We start from the raw sequence: 20,494 nt of genomic DNA, 5'->3' as shown, positions 1-20,494 counted from the left end.
GCGACCGTCACGACGACCCGAAGCACCGTTGGGACGGGCGCATCCTGGCCCGGGGCCGCAGCGTCAGCTCGTGCCCGGGGCCTGACCGCCGCTGCCGCCGCTGCTGCCGCCACTCAGCGAGCCGCCGGAGAAGTCGGTGACGCCGGAGACGATCTGGTCCATCACCGAGACGCTCGGCGCCTTGCCGGTGACGTCGAAGCCGAGGTGGAGGGCGACCAGCTTGTCGCCGGCCTTGTTCGGGAAGACGACCGTCTCGACCGTGCCGTTGTTGCCGACCTTGGCGTCCACCTGCCAGCGCACCAGGTAGCCGGAGCGGCCCGCGACGGTGACGGCCTTCTCCTGCAGGACCTGGTGGCCCGTCACGTCGCCGTAGGACTCCTTGACCGCCGCGGCGATGTCCTGCTCCGCGGCCGCCTGGACGCCGGTGCTGACGGGGGTCTTCAGGGTGGACGTGTCGGCCCCGGCGTAGGAGCAGGTGTTGGAGGAACTGCCACCGCTGCCCGCGCACTTGTAGCTGCCGAAGGAGCCGGAGGCGTGGCCGTCGGTCGTGGTGCCGCCGGTCCAGCCGCTGGGCAGCGGGACGCTGACGCCGTCGACGACGTCCACCGCGAGGTTGGAGCCCGAGCCGCCGTTGCCGCCGCCACTCTGGCCGCCGTTGCTGCCGCCGTTGCTACCGCCGCTCTGACCGCCGTTGCCGCCGAAGGGGTTCAGACCCTCGCCGCCGTTCTGACCGCCGCCGTTCTGACCGCCGCCCGCGAACGGGCTGCTGCTCGCCGCCGAGGTGCTCTGGCTGTTGCCGTCCATGGCGAAGTAGGTGACCAGCGACCCGACGCCGAGGCCGACGACCGCCGCGACCGCGCCCACCAGCAGCGGGCCGGGGCGGCGCGCGCCACGGGCGGCGGCCGGGGGCTCGCCGGAGATGAACACCGGGGTGTCTTCGGCACGGGTGCTCACGGTCCACTCGGATCCGTTCCACCAGCGTTCGCCCGGATTGTCCGAGTTCGCGGGCTTGGGGTCCGGGTACCAGCCCGCAGGCGGGGGCGCAGTCTCACTCACATCCGGCACCGTACCCGGAAAGCGATAAGCATCCGATCAGCCTGCGCTGTCGGCCCGTGAACGGTGCGTCCCCGGGACGGCGGCGATGCCGCCCGCCGTCCCGGGGACCGAGTGGACCCGGCCCGGGCCTACAGCGGCGTCACGTACGCGCCGGAGATGCCGCCGTCGACGAGGAACTCGGCCGCGGTGATGAAGGCGGAGTCGTCGCTGGCGAGGAAGGCGACCGCGGCCGCGATCTCCTCGGCGTGGGCGAAGCGCCCGACGGGGATGTGCACCAGGCGGCGCGCGGCGCGCTCCGGGTCCTTGGCGAACAGCTCCTGCAGCAGGGGGGTGTTGACCGGCCCCGGGCAGAGCGCGTTGACGCGGATGCCCTCACGGGCGAACTGCACGCCGAGCTCGCGGGACATGGCCAGCACGCCGCCCTTGGAGGCGGTGTAGGAGATCTGCGAGGTGGCCGCGCCCATCTTCGCCACGAAGCTCGCGGTGTTGATGATCGAGCCCTTGCCCTGCCGCTGCATGTACGGCAGCGCGGCCTTGCAGCACAGGTACACCGAGGTCAGGTTGACCTCCTGGACCCGGCGCCAGGCATCCAGGCCGGTGGTGAGGATGGAGTCGTCGTCGGGCGGGGAGATACCGGCGTTGTTGAACGCGATGTCGACGCTGCCGTAGGTGTCGAAGGCCGCCTTGAACAGCGCCTCGACCTGCTCGGCGTCGGTGACGTCGACCTTGACGAAGAGCCCGCCGACCTCGTCGGCCGCGGCCTTCCCGGCCGTCTCGTCGACGTCGGCGCAGACGACGTTGGCGCCCTCGGACGCCAGTCGGCGGGCGGTGGCCAGGCCGATGCCGGAACCGGCGCCGGTCACGACGGCGGTGCGGCCGACCAGCCGGCGACAGACGGCCTCTTCGGTGGTGTGCGTGGTCACTGCTCTCCTACTCCTCGGTGCTGATGAAGACGTTCTTGGTCTCGGTGAAGTGCGCGAGCGCGTCCGGGCCCAGCTCGCGGCCGAGCCCCGACTCGCCGAAGCCGCCGAAGGGCGTCCAGTAGCGCACGGAGCTGTGCGAGTTGACGGACAGGTTGCCCGCGTTGACGCCCCGCGCCATCCGCAGCGCGCGGCCGATGTCGCGGGTCCAGAGGGATCCGGAGAGGCCGTAGCGGGTGGCGTTGGCCAGGCGCAGCGCGTCGGCCTCGTCGGTGAAGGGCAGCACGACGGCGACCGGGCCGAAGATCTCCTCGGTGGCGGCGCGGCTGCCCGGGTTCGTCGGCGCGAGCAGCGTCGGCGCCTGCCAGAAGCCGGGACCCTCGGGTGCCTCGCCCTGGGCGAGGACGGGCACGTCCTCGGTCAGGTAGGAACGGACGCGCTCGCGCTGGACGGCCGAGATGAGGGGGCCCATCTCGGTGGCGGCGTCGCGCGGGTCGCCGACGCGGACCGCCTCGATCGCGGGCGCGACCAGGGCCAGGAAGTCGTCGTAGACCTCGCGTTGGACCAGGATCCGGGTGCGGGCGCAGCAGTCCTGGCCGCTGTTGTCCAGGAACGCCATGGGCGCGGAGGCGGCGGCGCGGGCCAGGTCGGCGTCGGCGAAGACGATGTTGGGGCTCTTGCCGCCGAGTTCGAGGGTGACCCGCTTCAGGTTCGCGGAGCAGCGGGCCATGATCTGCTTGCCGACGGCGGTCGATCCGGTGAAGACGATCTTGCGCACGCCGGGGTGGTCCACGATGGCCTGCCCGGTGGTCCGGCCGTGGCCGGGCAGCACCTGGAACAGGCCCTCGGGCAGCCCCGCGTCCAGCGCGATCCGCTCCAGTTTCAGCGCGGTGAGCGGAGTGGTCTCGGCGGGCTTGAGCAGCACGGCGTTGCCGGCCGCGAGCGCCGGGGCGACGCCCCAGGCGGCGATCGGCATCGGGAAGTTCCACGGCGCGATGACGCCGACGACGCCGATCGGCTCGTGGAAGGTGACGTCGAGGCCGCCCGCCACCGGAATCTGGCGGCCCATCAGCCGCTCGATCCCGCCGGCCGCGTACTCGAGCAGGTCACGGGCGTTGCCGGCCTCCCAGCGGGCGTTGCCGAGGGTGTGCCCGGCCTCGGTGACCTCCAGCTCGGCGAGCTCCTCGACGGCCGCGTCGACGCCGTCGGCGAAGCGCCGCAGCAGACGGGCGCGGTCACCGGGCGCGAAGGAGACCCAGCTCTCCTGCGCCTTCACGGCGCGTTCGACGGCTGCGTCCACCTGTTCGGGTGACGTGGTGGGGATTTCCGCGACAAGGTCCTCGGTGGCGGGATTCAATACCCGCAGAACATCTTCATTCATCTCGGGGCTCACATGCGCTCGAAGGAGCGGTAGCGCTCCCAGTCGGTGACGGCGGTGTCGTAGGCGTCCTGCTCGACCTGCGCCATGGTGGCGTAGTGGGCGACGACCTCGGGACCGAACGCGGCCTTGGCCAGCTCGCTCGCGGTCCACAGCTCGGCCGCCTCGCGCAGCGTGGTCGGCAGGTGGGCGTAGTCGGCCTCGTAGGCGTTGCCGGCGCAGGGCTCGGGCAGTTCGAGGCGCTGCTCGACCCCGTGCAGCCCGGCGGCGATCATGGCGGCCACGGCAAGGTAGGGGTTGACGTCGCCGCCCGGCGCGCGGTTCTCGAAGCGCAGCGAGGGCCCGTGACCGACGACGCGGAGCGAACAGGTGCGGTTGTCCTTGCCCCAGGCCACAGCGGTGGGGGCGAAGGAGCCGGGGCGGTAGCGCTTGTAGGAGTTGATGTTGGGCGCGTAGAGGAGCGTCAGCTCGCGCATGGCCGCGAGCTGGCCGGCGAGGAAGTGACGCATGGTCTGCGACATATGGCCGTGCTCGTCGGCGAAGGCCGGCTTGCCCTCGGCGTCGCGGAGCGAGAGGTGGACGTGGCAGCTGTTGCCCTCGCGCTCGTTGTACTTGGCCATGAAGGTGAGCGCCATCCCCTCCTGGGAGGCGATCTCCTTCGCGCCCGTCTTGTAGACGCTGTGCTGGTCGCAGGTGGTGAGCGCGTCGTCGTAGCGGAAGGCGATCTCGTGCTGGCCGAGGTTGCACTCCCCCTTCGCCGACTCGACGACCATCCCGGCGCGGCCCATCTCGTTGCGGATCCGTGCCAGCAGCGGCTCGATCCGGGCGGTGGCGAGGAGGGAGTAGTCGGCGTTGTACTGGTTGGCCGGTGTCAGCCCGCGGTAGCCGCGCTCCCAGGCCTGCTCGTAGGTGTCGCGGAAGACGATGAACTCGAGCTCCGTCCCGGCCCAGGCGGTCAGCCCGAGCTCGGCGAGCCGGTCCAGCTGCTGCCGCAGGATCTGGCGCGGCGAGGCGGCGACGGGCGTGCCGTCCTCCCAGGCCAGATCGGCGGTGACCAGCGCGGTGCCGGGCTGCCAGGGGGTGAGGCGCAACGTGCGGAAGTCGGGCTGGAGGACGAAGTCGCCGTAGCCGCTCTCCCAGGAGGCCATCGCGTAGCCCTCGACGGTGTTCAGCTCGACGTCGACGGCGAGCAGATAGGCGCAGCCCTCGGTGCCGTGGGCGACGACCTCGTCGAGGAAGTGACCGGCGGCGAACCGCTTGCCCTGCAGCCTGCCCTGCATGTCGGTGAAGGCCACGGCTACGGTGTGGATCTCTCCTGACGCGACCAGGTCGCGCAGCGCGTCGAGGCTCAGCAGCCCCCGGCGGGCGGGCGGCGCTTGAGAAGTCATGGGTAGTGCCTCCGGGTGCATCTGGACCAGGTCGGGCGCTTTAAAGGTATGGCCTTGTACCATTGGAAGGGAAGGGGGTGCCATGATCGAAAATGGCGCGTCGAGCGGAGCCACCGGCGACCCGGGCGACACGGCCGATCCGTACGCCGCCGTGCTGCGTCCCGTGCGGTCCGGCAACACCTTCGAGGAGACCGTCGAGAAGGTGCTCCAGCTGATCCGCCTCGGCCTGGTGCCGGTCGGCGACCGGCTGCCGCCCGAACGCGAGCTCGCCGACCGGCTCCAGATCAGTCGCGTGACGCTCCGTGAGGCCCTCAAGGTGCTGCAGGACGCGGGCGTCCTGGAGGTCCGCCGCGGCCGCTACGGCGGCGCCTTCGTTCTCGCCCCCGCGCCGGCCCCCGCCGCGGCGAGCGGCGGCGCGGAGCTGCGCCGCCGCGCCGAGGAGCTGGGCGACCGCCTCGAGGACACCCTGCTCTTCCGTCAGGTCCTGGAACTGGGCGCGGCCGAGCTGTGTGCGGAGCGCCGGCCCCGGGGCGCGGAGGCGGAGCGCCTGCGCGCGCTGCTCGCGGAGACGGGCGCGGCCTCCCTGGAGGAGTACCGCCGCCTCGACACCCGCCTCCACCTCGCCATCGCCGAGCTCAGCGGCAGCGCGTCGGTCGCAGCGCAGTATGCGGCGGTGCGCGCGACCGTCAACGAACTGCTGGACTGCATACCCCTGCTCCCGCCCAACCTGCAGCACTCGCAGCACCAGCACGAGGAGCTCGTCACCGCGATCCTCTCCGGCGACTCCGCCCGCGCCCGCGCCGCCATGCACGAACACCTCGCGGGCACGGCCGCGCTTCTCCGAGGGTTCCTCTCATGACGGCGCGTCTCCGCTGTGGGAGGGCAACTCCCCCTTCTCCCGCACCTTTTCCTGGAGGTCTCCCGTGCCACGCCCCCTGATCGGTGTCTCCACCTACGTCGCCCCCGCGACGTGGAGTGTCTGGCATGACGCGCCGGCAGAACTGCTGCCGCGGCAGTACTCCGAGCTCGTGAGGGCCGGCGGCGGGCTCGCCGCACTGCTGCCGCCGGACGAGCGGGTGAACGCCGCCGACGAGGTCGTCGCGCGGCTGGACGGCCTCGTCGTCGCCGGCGGACCGGACGTCGCGCCCGCGCGCTACCACGCGGTCGGGGGTCCGCACACGCAGACGCCCGACGCGGACTCGCTGGCCCGGGACGCCTGGGAGCTGGCGCTGATCCACGCCGCCCTCGCGCAGCGAGTCCCGCTGCTCGGCATCTGTCGCGGCATGCAACTGCTCAACGTCGCCCTCGGCGGCACGCTGACGCAGCATCTGCCGGACCTGCTGGGCGGCAGCAAGGAGCATTCGCCCGTGCCCGGCGTCTACGGCCGGCACGTCGTGACCGCCGTCCCGGGCACCCGCACGGCGGAGATCCTCGGCATCGAGAAGCTCGACGTGCCGACCTACCACCACCAGAGCCTCAACCGCGTCGGCGAGGGGCTGCGCGTCTCGGCCCACGCCCTCGACGGCACGGTCGAGGCCGTCGAGACGACCGACGACACCCGCTTCGTCCTCGGCGTGCAGTGGCACCCGGAACAGGGGGACGACCCGCGCCTGACCCGGGCGTTGGTCGCCGCCGTTTCCGCCGCCGACCGCGAGAACTGATCACGAAAGGCGGGAAAACCGCTGGCGCGTCGTGGCGGGCGGACCAGACTGGCGGCATGTCGACGACCAACAGCTCCCCCCGTCCTGACGAGCGTCCCGACGGACGCCCCGAGCCGCAGACCCCGTTCCACTCGCTCGACGCGTTCCTCGCCGTCCCCCGGGTCAGCGGACTCGCCCTGTCGCCCGACGGCAGTCGCCTCGTCACCGCCGTCGCCGAGCTCTCCGCCGACCGGACCCGCTACATCTCCGCGCTCTGGGAGCTCGACCCGCAGGGCGAGCGGCCCGCGCGGCGGCTGACCCGCTCGACGAAGGGCGAGTCGGCGCCGCGTTTCGGGGCCGACGGGACGCTGCTCTTCCTCTCCGCCCGGCCGGTCGCCGACCCGGGCAAGGACGACAAGGAGGAGGAGACGGCGCTGTGGACGCTCCCCACGGACGGCGGTGAGGCCCGCCGGCTGCTGGCCCGCCCCGGCGGCATCGGCGCCTTCACCGCCGCGCGCGCGGGCGACCGACTCGCCGTCACCTCCGGCCTGTTGCCCGGCGCGAGCCACGCCGAGGACGACGCGAAGCTGCGCAAGGCCCGCAAGGAGGCGAAGGTCTCGGCGGTCCTGCACGAGAGCTCGCTGGTGCGCTACTGGGACCACGACCTCGGCCCGGACACCCCGCACGCCTTCGCCCTCGCCGCCGCCGACCTCGACCGCGTCCTCGGCACCGACGACGCCCCCGTGCCGGTCGTCGACTGCGGCGCGATCAGCGCCCTCGACGCGTCCGTGGTCCTCTCCCCCGACGGACGCCTGATCGCCTTCACCCTGCTCACGCCCGGCAAGGGCGGTGAGAGCGGCGACGTCATCGTGGTCGCCGACGCCGTGACCGGCGAGGAGCTGCGCCGGATCGCGGACGAGGAGGGGGAGTTCAGCCACCCGGTCTTCTCCGCCGACTCCCGCTCCTTGTTCTGCCTGCGCTCCGGCCTGGGCGACTGGGACAACAGCGGCGACACCACGCTCTGGCTGGTCGAAGACGTCACCGACCCGCAGGATCGCGGCCGCGAGGCCACTCCCGGCTTCGACAACTGGCCGAACACCATCGCCGCCTCACCGGTCGCGGGCGACGGCGTCGTCTTCTTCGTCGCCGACGAGCTCGGTCACGCGCCGGTCTTCCGGCTCGACACCACCGACGGCGCCCTCACCCGGCTGACCGCCGCGGGCGCCTACACGAACGTCCAGGTCTCCCCCGACGGCTCGACGCTCTACGCGCTGCGCAGCGCGGTGGACTCCCCGCCGACGCCGGTCCGCCTGGACGCGGTGACGGCGGACCAGACCCCGACGCCGCTGCCCGCACCCGGCGGGGTCGACGCGCTGCCGGGCCGCGTGGTCGAGGTGGAGACCACGGCCGAGGACGGACAGCCGCTGCGTGCCTGGCTGGTGCTGCCCGAGGGAGCCACGGCCGAGGAGCCGGCGCCGTTCCTGCTCTGGGTCCACGGCGGCCCGCAGATGAGCTGGAACGCCTGGACCTGGCGCTGGAACCCGTGGGTCGCCGCCGCGGCCGGCTACGCGGTGCTGCTGCCGGACCCGGCCCTGTCCAGCGGCTACGGCCAGCACATGCACGCCCGCGGCTGGGGCGACTGGGGCGGCGCGCCGTACCGCGACGTCATCGCGCTCACCGACGCCGCGCTCACGCGCGCGGACGTGGACGCGACCAGGACGGCGATGATGGGCGGCTCCTTCGGCGGCTACATGGCCAACTGGATCGCCACGCAGACGGACCGCTTCAAGGCCATCGTCACCCACGCGAGCCTGTGGAACCTGGACTCCTTCAGCGGCACCACCGACGCGCCGTTCTACTGGCGACGCCACTTCGGCGACCCGCTGACCCGGCGCGAGCGCTACCAGTCGTCCTCGCCGCACCTGCAGGTCGCCAAGATCCGCACCCCGATGCTGGTCGTGCACGGCGACAAGGACTACCGGGTCCCGATCGGCGAGGCCCTGGCCCTGTGGACCGACCTGAACCGCTTCGAGGTGCCGGCCAAGTTCCTCTACTACCCGGACGAGGGCCACTGGGTGCTGGCGCCCAACAACGCCAAGATCTGGTACGGCACGGTGCTGGCCTTCCTCGCCCACCACGTGCTGGGCGAGGAGTGGCAGCGCCCCGAACTGCTCTGACCCGGACTGCCCTGATCAGGCGCGGTATCAGACCGGGTATCAGACCGGGTACGCGACGCCGGTGAGCTCCTGCGACACCGTCCACAGCCGCTGCTGTGCGGCGGTGTCGTAGGAGGCCGGGGTGGAGCGGACCAGCTTCGGCGCACCGCGCATCTGCTGGAAGCCGTCCGGGCCGTAGTACTGCCCGCCCCGCACCTCGGGGTCGGTCGCCGCACGCAGGCTCGGCAGGGCGCCCTGCTCGGCCGGCTGGGCGAAGAACGGCTCGACCAGCGCCCGGTTGGCCGGCTGCATCCACGCGGGCAGATGCCGCGTCAGCTCGGTGCTGGAGTAGCCGGGGTGCGCCGCCACGGCGATCGTCTCGCTCTGTGCAGCCTCGAGACGGCGCTGCAGCTCGTAGGCGAAGAGCAGGTTGGACAGCTTCGACTGACCGTAGGCGCCGATCCGGCTGTAGCGCCGCTCGGACTGCAGGTCATCGAAGTTCACCCCGCCGCGCGCGAACTGGTGGGCCAGGCTGGCCACCACCACGACGCGCGAGCCGGGCACCGGCAGCAGCCGGTCCAGCACCAGGCCGGTGAAGGCGAAGTGGCCGAGGTGGTTGGTGCCGAGCTGGAGCTCGAAGCCGTCGGCGGTCTTGCCGTAGCGCGGGAACATCACCCCGGCGTTGTCGACCAGCAGGTCGATCCGGTCGAAGCGCTCCCGCAGCTCGGCGGCCGCGTCGCGGACGGACGCGAGCGAGGCCAGGTCGAGCGCGAGCAGTTCCGCCTTGCCGCCGCCCTGTCGCCCGACCACCTCGGCCGCGTCCGCGGCACGCTTCGGGTCCCGGCAGGCGAGCACGACCGTCGCGCCGCGCGCGGCCAGGACCTTGGCCGTCTCCAGGCCGAGGCCGCTGTTGGCGCCGGTGACGACGGCCACCCGCCCGGTCTGGTCGGGGACGTCGGCTGCACTCCAGGCCATCGCGGGCCCTCCGGATTCGAGGCTCGAAAGTAAACAGTGTTCACACTGTGCTGCGCCCGATCCTGCTCCCGCTCCCGCGCGGTGTCAAGCGTCCGCGCTGTCGGTGCCGTGCGGCAAGATGAGCCCATGAGCCGAACCGCCTCCGGCGCCACCGGTGCCCCCACGCTGATGCTGCTGGACTCCGCGAGCCTCTACTACCGCGCGTACTTCGGCGTGCCGGATTCGATCCGCTCGCCCCAGGGCGAGCCGGTCAACGCGGTGCGCGGGCTGCTCGACTTCATCGCCCGCCTGGTCGCCGACCACGCGCCGGACCAGCTCGTGGCCTGCATGGACGCCGACTGGCGTCCCCAGTGGCGGGTCGACCTCATCCCCAGCTACAAGACCCACCGCGTCGCCGAGGACCCGGCCGCGGCCGAGGCGGGCGAGGAGGAGACACCGGACACCCTCTCCCCGCAGATCCCCGTCATCACCGCCGTCCTGGACGCCCTCGGCATCGCCCGCGTCGGCGTCCCGGGCTACGAGGCGGACGACGTCATCGGCTCCTTCACCGCCCGCGCCACCGGCCCCGTCGACGTCGTCACCGGCGACCGGGATTTGTTCCAACTGGTCGACGACGCCCGCAGGGTGCGCGTCCTCTACCCGATCAAGGGCGTGGGCACCCTCCAACTCACCGACGACGCCCTGCTGGTGGAGAAGTACGCGGTCACCGGCGCCCAGTACGCAGACATGGCGGCGCTGCGCGGCGACCCGAGCGACGGCCTGCCGGGCGTGCCCGGTGTCGGCGAGAAGACCGCCGCCAAGCTCATCGCCCAGTTCGGCGACCTCCCCGGCATCCAGGCCGCCGCGGTCGACCCGACCGCCAAGCTCACCCCGACCCAGCGCAAGCGCATCATCGACGCCGGCCCCTACCTCGCCGTCGCCCCCAAGGTCGTCCGCGTGGCCACCGACATCGCCCTCCCCGACGTCGACCCCACCCTCCCCACCGAACCCCTCGACCCCATGGCCCTGGAGGAACTCGCCGCCCGCTGGGGCCTCGGCTCCTCCCTCCAACGTGTCCTCGACGCCCTCACCCCGGCAGGGACCTGATCACTTCGAAGGGATGTCGACTTCGGGGTGTGTGAAACGCACGGGCTTGCCGAGCGACCGGGCGTAGGCGATTTCGGCTCGGGTGCTGTCCCCGATGTAGTCGCCGACCACGAGCACCTCATCAGCGAGCCGGATCTTCGCCCGGTGCAGATCGTCGAGTCGAGCCTTCAGCGCCTCGGCCCCGGCAGGATCGGACCAGAGTTCGTGCGGCGACTTCATGTCGAAGCCGGGTTTGACGACAATCCTTCCGGCTCTGGTCTCCCGCAGATCGGCCTCGGCCATCTCGGCCATGAAGCGCGTGGAGCCGCAGATCACGACGATACGCGGGAGGCTCAACAGCTTCTTCGCCTCGGCGAGCTTCTCCTCGGGGCTGAGCGGTTGCGGGTATGACACGGGTTCCTCCTGGTGATGACGGGAACGGCAGGCCACCCCGCCGCCGGTGAGCGCGGCCGCGCTGACCGCCGTCGCGCGGAGCATGAGCGTCCGTCAGCCGTCCTGGTTCACCTCAGGGTGAGTCCGGGCGCCGGCGTGGCAGAACAGGATCTGCTTGGGCGAGCCGCTCGTGAACGGCGAGTGGTCGTAGTCCCCGTAGCGTTGCGCGACGTCGAGGCCGGCCAGTCGGCAGAGCGCCAGGAGTTCCTCCGGAAAGTAGCAGCGCATGCTGACCTTCTTGGTGCGGACGGACGCGCCGTCGCGCAGGTAGTCGAGCGTGAAGCGCAGCACCTGGGTGGCGGCGTCGTAGCTCGTCGTCGCTCGGACGTCGAGCTTCACCCCGTCCCGGTCCGCGACCGACTTGTGGTGGTAGGGCGCGTCGGGGAGACGGGAGAGCTTGGCCGGGTCGGGGTTGAACACGTCCAGGACCAGGGTTCCGCCCGGTCGCAGCGCGTTGCGCGCCGAAGTGAGGAAGGCGACGACGGAATCCATGTCGTGCAGGTGCTGCATCGCGTTGGTGGCGGAGAACACCAGGGCGAAACGCCGGTCGGTGCGGATGTCCCGGCAGTCCTGTTCCAGCCACTCGACCGGCAGTTGCTCGTCCTCGGCCCGCCGGCGGGCGCGCGCGAGCATGGAGGGCATGACGTCGAGCCCGGTGACGTCGACGCCCGCCCGGGCGATCGGCAGGGTGATGCGCCCGGTTCCGCAGGCCACCTCCAGGACCGGACCGCCTGCGTGGACGGCCTGTCCGAGGAAGAACGGGATGTCGTGGGTGCGCGCGGCGAACTCCTGGTCGTAGAAGTCCGCGTCGTCGTACACGGCCAGGTCCTGCAGCGGTTTCATCGCGCCACCGCCGAGGCCGGGGCGAAGGAGTCGGCCAGGCTGGTGAGGACGGAGCCGGACCAGTCGCTCTGCCCGAACACCTCGGCCGGCATGGCGAGCACGCCGTGCTCGCGCCGGAGCGTCTCCGCCGGGATGTCCACCGGGAAGAAGTAGTTCCCGAAACAGATCCGGCTCGCCGGGGGAATCGCCCCGACCACCTCGTCCGGCAGTCTGTCGAACAACCGCTCAGCCCGTGCGGCCAGTTCGTCACCGACCTGCCGTGGCACGTCCCTGTGCCCGGCCAGCAGGCGGTCGGCGAGCCTCAGTTGGTCCTGCGTCGGCGGATCCGCCCGGAACGCCTCGGCCAGCTCGGTCTGGGCCGGATCCAGCAGGACCACGCCGAAGGAGCGTGGCCACAGCCAGCCCTTGGTGACCGAATGCAGCAGGACCGCACGGCCGGTGTCCACCAGCCGCCGGGTACCGGCGGCGAAGGGAGCGCCCAGGTCGTAGACGCTGTCGATCAGCAGGCGGCGGTGCGGTGACTCCCGCAACCACGAGACGACCAGGTCGCACTCGGCATCGGTCAGGTACCGGCCGAGCGGCTTGCAGGGGTTGGCGAGCAGCAGGTACTCGGGCCCGCCGGCCGCCGGCGAGCTCGGCAGGATCGGCGCCGGCAGCGTCGGGTAGGACGCGGGCTCCAGCCCCGCCGCGCGTGCCAGCTCGAAGTAGACCGGGTACACGTCGCTGGGCAGCCACAGGCGCGCCTGCACGGCGCGCAGCCAGTGGAAGACCACACCGAGCCCGTGACGGACGCCTCGGGAGACCATGGCGCGGCGGGACCACTCCTCCGGCAGCTCGAAGCGCCGCAGCCAGGCACGGGCGAGATCGCACCGGTGCATCGTTGTCGTGTCGGCCGGCGACTCCGGTCGCAGCGGAGCAAGCGCCCGGTACACATTGGTCTCGGCGGCGTCCAGCAGTGCGGAGGAAGCACTGAGCTGCCGCTGCCGGAATTCCTGGAACTCGTCGAACCTCATGCCATGGCTCCTTCCGGCACGATCTCGCTGGCCCGGTCCTCCAGGGAGGCGTAGCAGCGTCCGTCGGCCAGCACGTTCCAGCTGCGGGCGATCCCGTGGGTGCGTTCCCAGAGCAGGCTGGGCTCGGTGTAGGCGGCGATCCGCATCGGACGACCGTCCCAGCTGCCCTCGTAGACCGGCGCGCCCCAGGGCAGGCGGCTCGCCGGTTCGAAGCCGTGTTGCTCGGCGAACCGGGTCACGACGGACAACGAGACCTGGTGCTCCCGGCTCCAGAGGTTCGCGGTGCGGTCGAAGTAGAGCGACTCGGTGCTGGTCGAGACGTAGAGCTCCTTGAAGCAGACCTCCTCGACGCCGAGTGCCGCAGCCCACGAGAGGTAGTCGGCGACCCCGGCCGCGTCGGCCACGCCGCCGTGCTGGAGCACGCAGATCAACCTCGTCCGCAGCCCCGGCCAGCGGTCACGTTCCGCGCGCCAGGTGTCGATCACCGAGCTCACCGGCGTGCGCAGCATCATCAGCCGCTCGCTGACGGCGTCGTCCTGATGGTGCCGGGAGACCGCCAGCACACTCAGGCCCGCGGCGTTGAGGGCCGCCAGTCGGCCGGCCCGCTCCGCGTGCTCGCCCTTCGCCAGGGTGTGCCCGTTGGTGATCAGGACGACCTTCGGGAAGGCCGCCGAGCAGGCTGACACCAGTCGCAGCTGCTGGTCGAAGGGTATGAGTGTGGGCTCCCCACCGCCGGTGATCACCGCCCGCTCGGCACCCGCCGCGCGGGCGCGCTCCAACCAGGAGGCAACCGCGTCCCACGGAACCCGCGCCGGCGGCTGGTCGCTGGAGATCGAAGCCGCGGAGAAGCAGAACGAACACCTGGCCTGGCAGGCGGAGGCGACCGGCAGCAGGGAGACCGAGCGCGGCCGCATGTCGGCGTAGCCGCGCAGGGCGGATCCGTGCAGGTGCAGCGAGGCCGCCATCGCGTCCTCGACGGTGGTCGGGCGCAGCGCGAACTCCGCTCCTGCTCGCTCCAGCTCGTGGACGGCCGACAGCCGGATGCGAGGCTCGTGCAGTTCCATGCCGAGGCCGGTCCTCGCGTTGGGCACCAGCGTGTCGGGGTCCACCGTGGTCTCCAGCACCAGCAGCCGGTCGCCCGGAATGGCCAGACGCTCCAGAAGGCGCTGTGCCTTGCCGACACCGATGCCCAGCTCCGCACGGGTGAGCAGATGGAACCGGTCGGGATAGGTGCTCTCCGGGATCCCTGCCTTGCCGTAGTCGAACGCGTACTTGTCGAAGCCCTTCGCGAAATTCGACAGCACGATGACATGGAAGCGCTGGTCCCCTCGGTTCATCCCGTCATCATGCATGAACCGACACCGCTGACGCTGTCGTCGAGCGCAGGTGGAGCCGGCCTGGAGCGCCGGTCGCGCACGAAAGACCTCGCGTCGCTCATGGGTGTCAAGGGGCGCCGAAAAGGGCATCCGCTCTACCCGGGCTTTCTTCCGGGAGCGCTCGTGTCGAGGAGTAGCACCATGGTCACTCAGAGGCAGACCTTCAGTGCCCCGCCGCGTGTCCACAGCCTGGCGCTGGACCGGTTCGCCCAACTGGTCCGTGCCGTCGAGCCGGAGCAGTGGGGGCTGCCGACGCCGTGCCGGCGCTGGAGCGTGCGTGACCTCGTCAACCACGTGACGGTCCAGCAGAGATGGCTGGCGCTGCTGCTGTCGGGCGTCTCCGTCGCCGCCGTCGGCGACCGCCTCGACGGGGACCAGCTCGGGGACGATCCGGTGCTGGCGTTCAAGCGGGCCGCGACAGAGGCGGAGGAGGCGGTCTCCGCGGCCGGCACCTGCTCCGGCGCCGTCGAGCTGTGGACCGGACCCGCGCCCGCCCGGCACCTGGTCAGCCAGCTCGTGATGGACCTCGTCGTGCACGCCTGGGATCTGGCGCACGCCATCGGCGCGGACGAGCGCCTGCCCACCCCGCTGGTCGCCTTCGCGCTCCGCGAACTCTCCGCCTACACCGATCGGCTGGCCGTCTCCGGCCTCTTCGACCCGCCCCTGGCCGTCCCGGACGGAGCCGACTCGCAGACCCGGCTGCTCGCCCTGACCGGTCGTCACTCCGGGCCGCTGCCCGGGCTCAGACCCGGCGGATACCCGAGCACAGCGGGCACCGCCGCTGCGACTTCAGTCGCTCGAACTCGGTGATTGGGCCCGGCCAGGGCGGGTAACCGCTTGGAGGGGCCGTTCCGAACGAGGACACCCGCCATGACCACCAGACTCTGGGGATACCGCGACGAGGTCGGCTACACGGACGACCTCGACCTGATCGGCTTCCACGTGGAAGCCCTCGACGGCCGGATCGGCCACGTCATCCATGCCAGCAGCGGCGGGTCGACCGGCTGCTACCTCGTCGTCGACACGGGGCCGTGGATCTTCGGCAAGCACGCCGTCCTGCCCGCGCGGGCCGTGTCGCGCATCGACGCGACCCGCCGGACGATCGTCGTCGACCGCACCCGCCAGGAGATCAAGGACGCGCCCGAGCCGGGGCAGCTGCTCCGCCATCCCGAGACCGGTGACCTGCACCGACTCGGCGGCTACTACAGCAAGTTCTACGCGGACGGAAAGGTCTGACACCCTCCCCTCCTCGGGGGATGGTGCACGAACGGGCGGACGGCATACACTCCGCGCTGAATGAGCCCAACTCACGTATGGGGGAACTGATGAGGCTCCGCTCCGCGCTGCCCGCGCCCGCCCTGGCCACCGCCGCCTGCGCGCTCGTGACGGCCGCAGGCCTGTTCGTCGCCGTCCCGGCGAGCGCGACCCAGCACCCGACGACGCCCCAGGGCGTCGCCAAGGTCACGATCGCGGCCAAGCCCGCGCCGCCGCGCTCCGGCGGTCTCTCCTGGGGCTTCTACAGCTACCTGCAGGTGGGACACCCGCTGCCGTTCGATGTGACCGGCTTCAGCCAGGACAAGGCCCCGATCATGGCCTGCGTCCAGTACCAGCAGAGCTACGGGCCGGTCTGGCACACCCTGGGCTGCACCAAGCCCGACGTCTACAAGACCAAGGGCCAGCTCCGCATCGGCTTCAACCGCACCGGCTACTACGGCATCGGCGTCGAGCTGCTGGAGCGCGTGCACGGCAAGTGGGTGCACGTCACGGACACCTACGGCAACCCGCAGGTGACGGTGGTCGGCACCCGGCCGGTGAAGAACCCGAAGCCCTTCCGGGTGGGCAGCGGCACCACCGACATGGCGGCCAAGGCCCGCCCGGCGGACTGGAACACGATGGTCCCGGAGACCGTGACCCCCGCCGACTGGAACACCATGGTCCCCGAGACCGTGACCCCGGCCGTCAGCCAGATCTGACGGGGCCTTCGAACCGCCCTCCGGCTGCCGGACCGCGTGCGGCGGGACCGGGATGGCTGGTCATCGTCGCCTACGAGACCCACCTGGTCGTCCCGGGTCGGCACTGACGGCTCCCCTGGCTGGGGGGCTCGGACCCCGCCGATCAGCGGTACCGATCAACCGTCCGTCTCCGGGAGCATGGCGGCGGATCTGCCCCGGCCGTCGTGCTCGGCCGGGGCACTTCCATGTGTGCGGGCCATCGAGGGGGTGGCCCGCACACACCGATCCGACGGAACCGCGTGAACCCGTCGTCGCCGGCCTGCGTATCCCTGCTAGGACCCCGCCTCCGGGCGGACCGACCGCTTCGCAGCGGGCGTCGCGGTGGTCCCAGCGGAAGAAGCCGTCATGAAACGTCTGTACGCCCTCCCGGCCGTTGCCCTGGCCGTCGCGACCGTGGCCGTCGGCTGCAGCTCCAGCACCAAGAACGCCGTCTCCTCCCCGCCGAGCTCCGGCGGAGGCTCGGCCTCGGCGTCCACCGCGGCGCTGCACAGCGCGAACTCCAAGTACGGGCAGATCCTGGTCGACAGCTCCGGCCACACCCTGTACCTGCTCACCGCGGACGCCGGCCAGAAGTCCACCTGCTACGGCACCTGCGCGTCCTTCTGGCCCCCGGACCACACCAGCGGCATGCCGAGCAACAGCGGCGTCACCGCCTCGATGGTGGGCACCACGACACGGACCGACCACACCATGCAGGTCACCTACAACGGCCACCCGCTCTACACCTTCACCAAGGACACGGCGGCAGGTGACGTGAACGGGGAGGGCATCACGAACTTCGGCGGCACCTGGTACGTGGTCGGCGTCAACGGCAACGCGATCACGAGCGCCGCCACGGCGCCGTCGCCGAGCCCCTCGGGCACCGGTTCGGGCGGCGGCGGTTACGGCTACTGACGTCCCGCGCCGAGGTCCGGCACCGGGGACACGGAGAGAGAGGCCTGAGCGATGAGCGCTGGAACCGCCGCACACGCACTCCCCCGCGGGTGGCCCACTGCCGAACATGTACGAGCCGTTCTGGTTCCCGGAGAAGACGGCCTCGGTCGTCGCCGAGGGCGTCGCCGCGGTCACGGCGCTGGCCGGGCTGCTGCTCGCCTGGAGGTGGCGGCCCCGCCCCGGCACCCCATGAGGATCCACTGGTGAGGATCCGCGCCGGGCGCGGCGTCAGTGGACGGCGTCCAGGTCGGGCTCTTCCAGGGCGTCGGCCGTGCGGGCGGCCGGACTGCGGAGGTGTTCGACGTGACCGACGGCCTGGTCGAGCAGGTCGGCGACATGGTCGTCGTAGAGCGAGTAGACGATCGAGCGGCCGTGGCGCTCGGCGCTGACCAGGCCGAGGTTGCGCAGCAGCCGGAGCTGGTGCGAGCAGGCGGAGCGTTCCATGCCGACGGCGTCGGCGAGGTCGGTGGCGGCGTGGGGGCCCTCCTGGAGCTGGGCCAGGATCAGCAGCCGTGACGGGGTGGCGAGCGCCTGCAGCGTGGTGGCGACGGTGGCGGCGCCGACGGCGTCGAGGCGTTCGCGTGCGGTCGTGCTGCGGTTCATCCCATGGCCCATGGGGCCATGATACCGAGAACGCGTGAAGAGGCATTCAAGCGTTCCCGTATAGTGGGTGGAGTCGAAGCCTGTCCCTCCGCTTGACCGCGCCCTCCCAGGAAGTGCCGCCGCCCATGTCGACCACCCTCCTCGAACGCCCCGCCGCGCCCGCAGCGGCCACCGTCGCACCGCGGCGCAGGACGCGTGTGCTGGCGCTGGCCGAGGCGCGCTGGGCGCTGGCGGCCCTGCTGCTCTTCGCGATCGCCCTGCCGCTCCAGCTGGCGGGCGTGACGGCGTGGGTCTGGGGGCCCCTGTACGCGTTCTGCTACGCGGCCGGCGGCTGGGAGCCGGGCTGGGCCGGGCTGACCGCGCTGAAGGAGAAGACCCTCGACGTCGACCTGCTGATGATCGTCGCCGCGCTGGGCGCGGCCGCGATCGGGCAGGTGCTGGACGGCGCGCTGCTGATCGTCATCTTCGCCACCTCGGGCGCCCTGGAGGCGCTGGCCACCGCCCGCACCGCCGACTCCGTGCGCGGCCTGCTCGACCTCGCCCCGGCGACCGCGACCCGGCTGCTCGACGACGGCACCGAGGAGACCGTGGCCACCGAGGCACTCTCCGTCGGCGACACCGTGCTGGTCCGCCCCGGCGAGCGGGTCGGCGCCGACGGCCGGGTCCTCGACGGGGCGAGCGAGGTGGACCAGGCCACCATCACCGGCGAGCCGCTGCCCGTGGCCAAGCTGGCGGGCGACGAGGTGTTCGCCGGCACGCTGAACGGCACCGGCGCCCTGCGGGTCAAGGTCGAGCGGGACGCCTCCGACTCCGTCATCGCCCGCATCGTGGCCATGGTCGAGGAGGCGTCGGAGACCAAGGCCCCGACCCAGCTGTTCATCGAGAAGGTCGAGCAGCGCTACTCGATCGGCATGGTCACCGCGACGCTGCTGGTCTTCGCGGTCCCGCTCGCCTTCGGCGCGGCCCTGTCCGGCTCGCTGCTGCGTGCGATGACGTTCATGATCGTCGCCTCGCCGTGCGCGGTGGTGCTGGCGACGATGCCGCCGCTGCTGTCCGCGATCGCCAACGCCGGACGCCACGGCGTGCTCGTGAAGTCGGCCGTCGTGATGGAGCAGTTGGGCCAGGTCCAGGCGGTCGCGCTGGACAAGACCGGCACACTCACCGAGGGCACCCCGCGCGTCACCGAAACCCGCCCGCTGCCCGGCTCCGGCCTGACCGAGGACGCCCTGCTGGCGCTGGCCGCCGCCGCCGAGCACCCCAGCGAGCACCCGCTCGCCCGCGCGATCGTCGACGCCGCCCGCGCCCGCGGCCTGCGGCTCGCCGTCGCGGAGGACTTCACCTCCGCGCCCGGCGTCGGCGTGACCGCGACGGTCCACGGCGCAGTGGTCGCGGTCGGGGCGCCGGCCCGGCTGCTGGACGGCGCGACCGACGCCGCCTCCGCGGACGCGCGTGAGCTGACCGCGACCCTGGAGGACGACGGCAGCACCGCCGTCCTGGTCCGGCGCGCGGGCGTTCCGGTCGGCGTGCTCGGCATCGCGGACCGGCTGCGCGTCGACGCCGCCGCCACGGTGGCGCGCCTCGGCGCGCTGACCGGGCAGACCCCGATCCTGGTCACCGGCGACAACCCGCGCGCGGCCGCCCGCCTCGCGGCCGAGGTCGGCATCACCGACGTCCGCGCCGGGCTGCTGCCGCAGGACAAGGTCGCTGCCGTGACCGAGCAGGAGCAGGCGGGCCGCCGCACGCTGGTCGTCGGCGACGGCGTCAACGACGCCCCCGCGCTGGCCGCCGCGCACACCGGCGTCGCGATGGGCCGCGCGGGCTCCGACCTCGCCCTGGAGACCGCCGACGCGGTCGTCGTCCGCGACGAACTCGCCGCCGTCCCGACGGTCGTGGCCCTGTCCCGCCGCGCCCGCAGGCTCGTGGTGCAGAACCTGGTCATCGCCTCGGTGTTCATCACCGGCCTGGTGGTGTGGGACCTGGTCGGCCATCTGCCGCTGCCGCTCGGCGTGTTGGGCCACGAGGGCTCCACCGTCATCGTCGGCCTCAACGGCCTGCGCCTGCTGCGCGACGCCGCCTGGCGCCGCGCCGGCGCCGACGCGGGGGCGGACACGGCGGCGGGCACGGCGGGCGCCCAGTGAGCCGCCGCACCCGCGCGACCAAGGCCGCCCCCACTGCCCGGACGGGGGCGGCGCTCCCCACGGTGACCGTCTGCCGCGGCTGCTGCTGCGGTACCCCGAAGATCCCCCGCCTCGACCACGCCGCCCAACTGCGGGACCTTCGCGCCGCGTTGGCGGACAGCGCGAGCATCCGGGTGGTGGACTGCCTGGACGCCTGCGAGCAGGCCAACGTCATCGTCGTCCAGCCCTCCGCCGACGGCCGCCGTGCGGGCGGACGCCCGGTCTGGCTCGGCCTGGTCAACGACCGGGACGCCACGTCCGACATCGCCACCTGGGCCCGGAACGGCGGTCCGGGCCTGGCCGACCCGCCCGACATCCTCGACCTCTACGCCTTCCAGCCCTCCCGCCGCGTCCGCCAGGCCGTCGAGGACTGACCCGCGCGGCTCCGGAGCTGCGGACGGCGTCAACTCCCGCAGGCACACCCGGTGGCGGCCGGCTCCGCCGCCTGGCCGGCGCAGCAGCCGTCGCCTGACGGCGCGGGCCCGAAGGACCGTGGCTTCTTCTTC

At 72.4% G+C, this 20,494-nt stretch carries 21 protein-coding genes; 11 read left to right on the top strand and 10 right to left on the bottom strand.

The window, feature by feature from the left end; translation table 11 throughout:
• Nucleotides 1–63: 63 nt before the first annotated feature.
• From DN069_RS10490 to DN069_RS10475, 4 genes are all read right to left on the bottom strand, one after another.
• Nucleotides 64–1,056 carry a DUF2510 domain-containing protein gene (locus DN069_RS10490; RefSeq protein WP_165845461.1) on the bottom strand — a complete coding sequence of 331 codons (993 nt, stop codon included), beginning with the start codon at nucleotides 1,054–1,056 and terminating at the stop codon, nucleotides 64–66.
• A 128-nt stretch (nucleotides 1,057–1,184) separates the two neighbouring features.
• Nucleotides 1,185–1,979: a 3-oxoacyl-ACP reductase gene (locus tag DN069_RS10485; RefSeq protein ID WP_111500627.1), complete on the bottom strand. Its 795-nt coding sequence runs from the start codon at nucleotides 1,977–1,979 to the stop codon at nucleotides 1,185–1,187.
• A gap of 7 nt (nucleotides 1,980–1,986) precedes the next feature.
• Nucleotides 1,987–3,357, bottom strand: a complete 1,371-nt coding sequence (locus tag DN069_RS10480) for an aldehyde dehydrogenase family protein (RefSeq protein ID WP_111500671.1) — start codon at nucleotides 3,355–3,357, stop codon at nucleotides 1,987–1,989.
• 8 nt (nucleotides 3,358–3,365) lie between these two features.
• Nucleotides 3,366–4,742 (bottom strand): glutamine synthetase family protein, encoded by a 1,377-nt coding sequence (locus DN069_RS10475; protein WP_111500626.1) that lies wholly within the window; start codon nucleotides 4,740–4,742, stop codon nucleotides 3,366–3,368.
• An 82-nt stretch (nucleotides 4,743–4,824) separates the two neighbouring features.
• On the opposite strand from DN069_RS10475, the gene DN069_RS10470 reads away from it, so the two are divergent.
• The 3 genes from DN069_RS10470 to DN069_RS10460 all read left to right on the top strand — a co-directional run bounded on the left by DN069_RS10470 (nucleotide 4,825) and on the right by DN069_RS10460 (nucleotide 8,559).
• Complete coding sequence (locus DN069_RS10470; protein WP_111500625.1) at nucleotides 4,825–5,601, top strand: FadR/GntR family transcriptional regulator; 777 nt, start codon at nucleotides 4,825–4,827, stop codon at nucleotides 5,599–5,601.
• Between the two features lie 64 nt (nucleotides 5,602–5,665).
• Nucleotides 5,666–6,403 (top strand): gamma-glutamyl-gamma-aminobutyrate hydrolase family protein, encoded by a 738-nt coding sequence (locus DN069_RS10465; RefSeq protein ID WP_111500624.1) that lies wholly within the window; start codon nucleotides 5,666–5,668, stop codon nucleotides 6,401–6,403.
• A gap of 56 nt (nucleotides 6,404–6,459) precedes the next feature.
• On the top strand, nucleotides 6,460–8,559 hold the full coding sequence (locus DN069_RS10460) for a S9 family peptidase (protein WP_111500623.1): 2,100 nt from the start codon (nucleotides 6,460–6,462) through the stop codon (nucleotides 8,557–8,559).
• Between the two features lie 39 nt (nucleotides 8,560–8,598).
• Here the strand turns inward: DN069_RS10460 and DN069_RS10455 are convergent, their stop codons facing one another.
• Nucleotides 8,599–9,513, bottom strand: a complete 915-nt coding sequence (locus tag DN069_RS10455) for an oxidoreductase (protein ID WP_111500622.1) — start codon at nucleotides 9,511–9,513, stop codon at nucleotides 8,599–8,601.
• Nucleotides 9,514–9,681: 168 nt separating this feature from the next.
• Here DN069_RS10455 and DN069_RS10450 point away from each other — a divergent pair, with 168 nt between their 5' ends.
• Complete coding sequence (locus DN069_RS10450) at nucleotides 9,682–10,599, top strand: 5'-3' exonuclease (protein WP_111500670.1); 918 nt, start codon at nucleotides 9,682–9,684, stop codon at nucleotides 10,597–10,599.
• Here DN069_RS10450 and DN069_RS10445 read toward each other — a convergent pair whose 3' ends face one another.
• From DN069_RS10445 to DN069_RS10430, 4 genes are all read right to left on the bottom strand, one after another.
• Nucleotides 10,600–10,992 carry a TIR domain-containing protein gene (locus DN069_RS10445; protein ID WP_165845463.1) on the bottom strand — a complete coding sequence of 131 codons (393 nt, stop codon included), beginning with the start codon at nucleotides 10,990–10,992 and terminating at the stop codon, nucleotides 10,600–10,602. It abuts the gene before it with no gap.
• Between the two features lie 93 nt (nucleotides 10,993–11,085).
• Nucleotides 11,086–11,874: a class I SAM-dependent methyltransferase gene (locus DN069_RS10440; RefSeq protein ID WP_111500621.1), complete on the bottom strand. Its 789-nt coding sequence runs from the start codon at nucleotides 11,872–11,874 to the stop codon at nucleotides 11,086–11,088.
• Nucleotides 11,871–12,887, bottom strand: coding sequence for an aminotransferase class I/II-fold pyridoxal phosphate-dependent enzyme (locus DN069_RS10435; protein ID WP_111500620.1), 1,017 nt, complete (start codon nucleotides 12,885–12,887; stop codon nucleotides 11,871–11,873). The genes DN069_RS10440 and DN069_RS10435 overlap by 4 nt, the downstream gene beginning before the upstream one ends.
• The gene (locus DN069_RS10430; RefSeq protein ID WP_243639076.1) at nucleotides 12,884–14,224 is read right to left on the bottom strand and encodes a radical SAM family protein; all 1,341 of its coding nucleotides are present in this window, start codon (nucleotides 14,222–14,224) and stop codon (nucleotides 12,884–12,886) included. Before DN069_RS10430 ends, DN069_RS10435 begins: the two co-directional genes overlap by 4 nt.
• A 180-nt stretch (nucleotides 14,225–14,404) precedes the next feature.
• Between DN069_RS10430 and DN069_RS10425 the strand changes: the two genes are divergently transcribed.
• From DN069_RS10425 to DN069_RS42355, 5 genes are all read left to right on the top strand, one after another.
• Entirely contained in the window at nucleotides 14,405–15,073 is a 669-nt protein-coding gene (locus tag DN069_RS10425) for a TIGR03086 family metal-binding protein (protein ID WP_111500618.1), read from the top strand.
• A gap of 60 nt (nucleotides 15,074–15,133) precedes the next feature.
• On the top strand, nucleotides 15,134–15,499 hold the full coding sequence (locus DN069_RS10420; RefSeq protein WP_111500617.1) for a PRC-barrel domain containing protein: 366 nt from the start codon (nucleotides 15,134–15,136) through the stop codon (nucleotides 15,497–15,499).
• 89 nt (nucleotides 15,500–15,588) lie between these two features.
• Nucleotides 15,589–16,236: a hypothetical protein gene (locus DN069_RS10415; RefSeq protein WP_133259881.1), complete on the top strand. Its 648-nt coding sequence runs from the start codon at nucleotides 15,589–15,591 to the stop codon at nucleotides 16,234–16,236.
• 384 nt (nucleotides 16,237–16,620) lie between these two features.
• A complete protein-coding gene (locus tag DN069_RS10410; RefSeq protein WP_111500615.1) occupies nucleotides 16,621–17,169 on the top strand; it encodes a COG4315 family predicted lipoprotein in 549 nt (182 codons plus the stop codon).
• Between the two features lie 106 nt (nucleotides 17,170–17,275).
• On the top strand, nucleotides 17,276–17,401 hold the full coding sequence (locus tag DN069_RS42355; protein ID WP_279387889.1) for a hypothetical protein: 126 nt from the start codon (nucleotides 17,276–17,278) through the stop codon (nucleotides 17,399–17,401).
• A 35-nt stretch (nucleotides 17,402–17,436) separates the two neighbouring features.
• Here the strand turns inward: DN069_RS42355 and DN069_RS10405 are convergent, their stop codons facing one another.
• Nucleotides 17,437–17,823 carry an ArsR/SmtB family transcription factor gene (locus tag DN069_RS10405; RefSeq protein WP_111500614.1) on the bottom strand — a complete coding sequence of 129 codons (387 nt, stop codon included), beginning with the start codon at nucleotides 17,821–17,823 and terminating at the stop codon, nucleotides 17,437–17,439.
• A gap of 113 nt (nucleotides 17,824–17,936) precedes the next feature.
• Between DN069_RS10405 and DN069_RS10400 the strand changes: the two genes are divergently transcribed.
• Together DN069_RS10400 and DN069_RS10395 are read left to right on the top strand one after the other, a co-directional pair.
• On the top strand, nucleotides 17,937–19,949 hold the full coding sequence (locus DN069_RS10400) for a heavy metal translocating P-type ATPase (protein WP_111500613.1): 2,013 nt from the start codon (nucleotides 17,937–17,939) through the stop codon (nucleotides 19,947–19,949).
• Complete coding sequence (locus DN069_RS10395) at nucleotides 19,946–20,362, top strand: (2Fe-2S) ferredoxin domain-containing protein (RefSeq protein ID WP_111500612.1); 417 nt, start codon at nucleotides 19,946–19,948, stop codon at nucleotides 20,360–20,362. Before DN069_RS10400 ends, DN069_RS10395 begins: the two co-directional genes overlap by 4 nt.
• Nucleotides 20,363–20,494 lie beyond the last annotated feature (132 nt).

Origin of the sequence: Streptacidiphilus pinicola, assembly GCF_003258295.1 — a bacterium.
GTDB classification, from domain to species: domain Bacteria; phylum Actinomycetota; class Actinomycetes; order Streptomycetales; family Streptomycetaceae; genus Streptacidiphilus; species Streptacidiphilus pinicola.
The sequence above is the reverse complement of the archived record's forward strand: the minus strand, read 5'-3'. Positions and strand labels throughout refer to the sequence as shown.

Coding starts and splice junctions, on each gene's coding strand:
- DN069_RS10480 (WP_111500671.1), bottom strand. CDS start 3,357: ATGAATGAAGATGTTCTGCGGGTATTGAATCCCGCCACCGAGGACCTT.
- DN069_RS10475 (WP_111500626.1), bottom strand. CDS start 4,742: ATGACTTCTCAAGCGCCGCCCGCCCGCCGGGGGCTGCTGAGCCTCGAC.
- DN069_RS10470 (WP_111500625.1), top strand. CDS start 4,825: ATGATCGAAAATGGCGCGTCGAGCGGAGCCACCGGCGACCCGGGCGAC.
- DN069_RS10460 (WP_111500623.1), top strand. CDS start 6,460: ATGTCGACGACCAACAGCTCCCCCCGTCCTGACGAGCGTCCCGACGGA.
- DN069_RS10455 (WP_111500622.1), bottom strand. CDS start 9,513: ATGGCCTGGAGTGCAGCCGACGTCCCCGACCAGACCGGGCGGGTGGCC.
- DN069_RS10450 (WP_111500670.1), top strand. CDS start 9,682: ATGCTGCTGGACTCCGCGAGCCTCTACTACCGCGCGTACTTCGGCGTG.
- DN069_RS10440 (WP_111500621.1), bottom strand. CDS start 11,874: ATGAAACCGCTGCAGGACCTGGCCGTGTACGACGACGCGGACTTCTAC.
- DN069_RS10435 (WP_111500620.1), bottom strand. CDS start 12,887: ATGAGGTTCGACGAGTTCCAGGAATTCCGGCAGCGGCAGCTCAGTGCT.
- DN069_RS10430 (WP_243639076.1), bottom strand. CDS start 14,224: ATGAACCGAGGGGACCAGCGCTTCCATGTCATCGTGCTGTCGAATTTC.
- DN069_RS10425 (WP_111500618.1), top strand. CDS start 14,405: ATGGTCACTCAGAGGCAGACCTTCAGTGCCCCGCCGCGTGTCCACAGC.
- DN069_RS10420 (WP_111500617.1), top strand. CDS start 15,134: ATGACCACCAGACTCTGGGGATACCGCGACGAGGTCGGCTACACGGAC.
- DN069_RS10415 (WP_133259881.1), top strand. CDS start 15,589: ATGAGGCTCCGCTCCGCGCTGCCCGCGCCCGCCCTGGCCACCGCCGCC.
- DN069_RS10410 (WP_111500615.1), top strand. CDS start 16,621: ATGAAACGTCTGTACGCCCTCCCGGCCGTTGCCCTGGCCGTCGCGACC.
- DN069_RS42355 (WP_279387889.1), top strand. CDS start 17,276: ATGTACGAGCCGTTCTGGTTCCCGGAGAAGACGGCCTCGGTCGTCGCC.
- DN069_RS10405 (WP_111500614.1), bottom strand. CDS start 17,823: ATGGGCCATGGGATGAACCGCAGCACGACCGCACGCGAACGCCTCGAC.
- DN069_RS10400 (WP_111500613.1), top strand. CDS start 17,937: ATGTCGACCACCCTCCTCGAACGCCCCGCCGCGCCCGCAGCGGCCACC.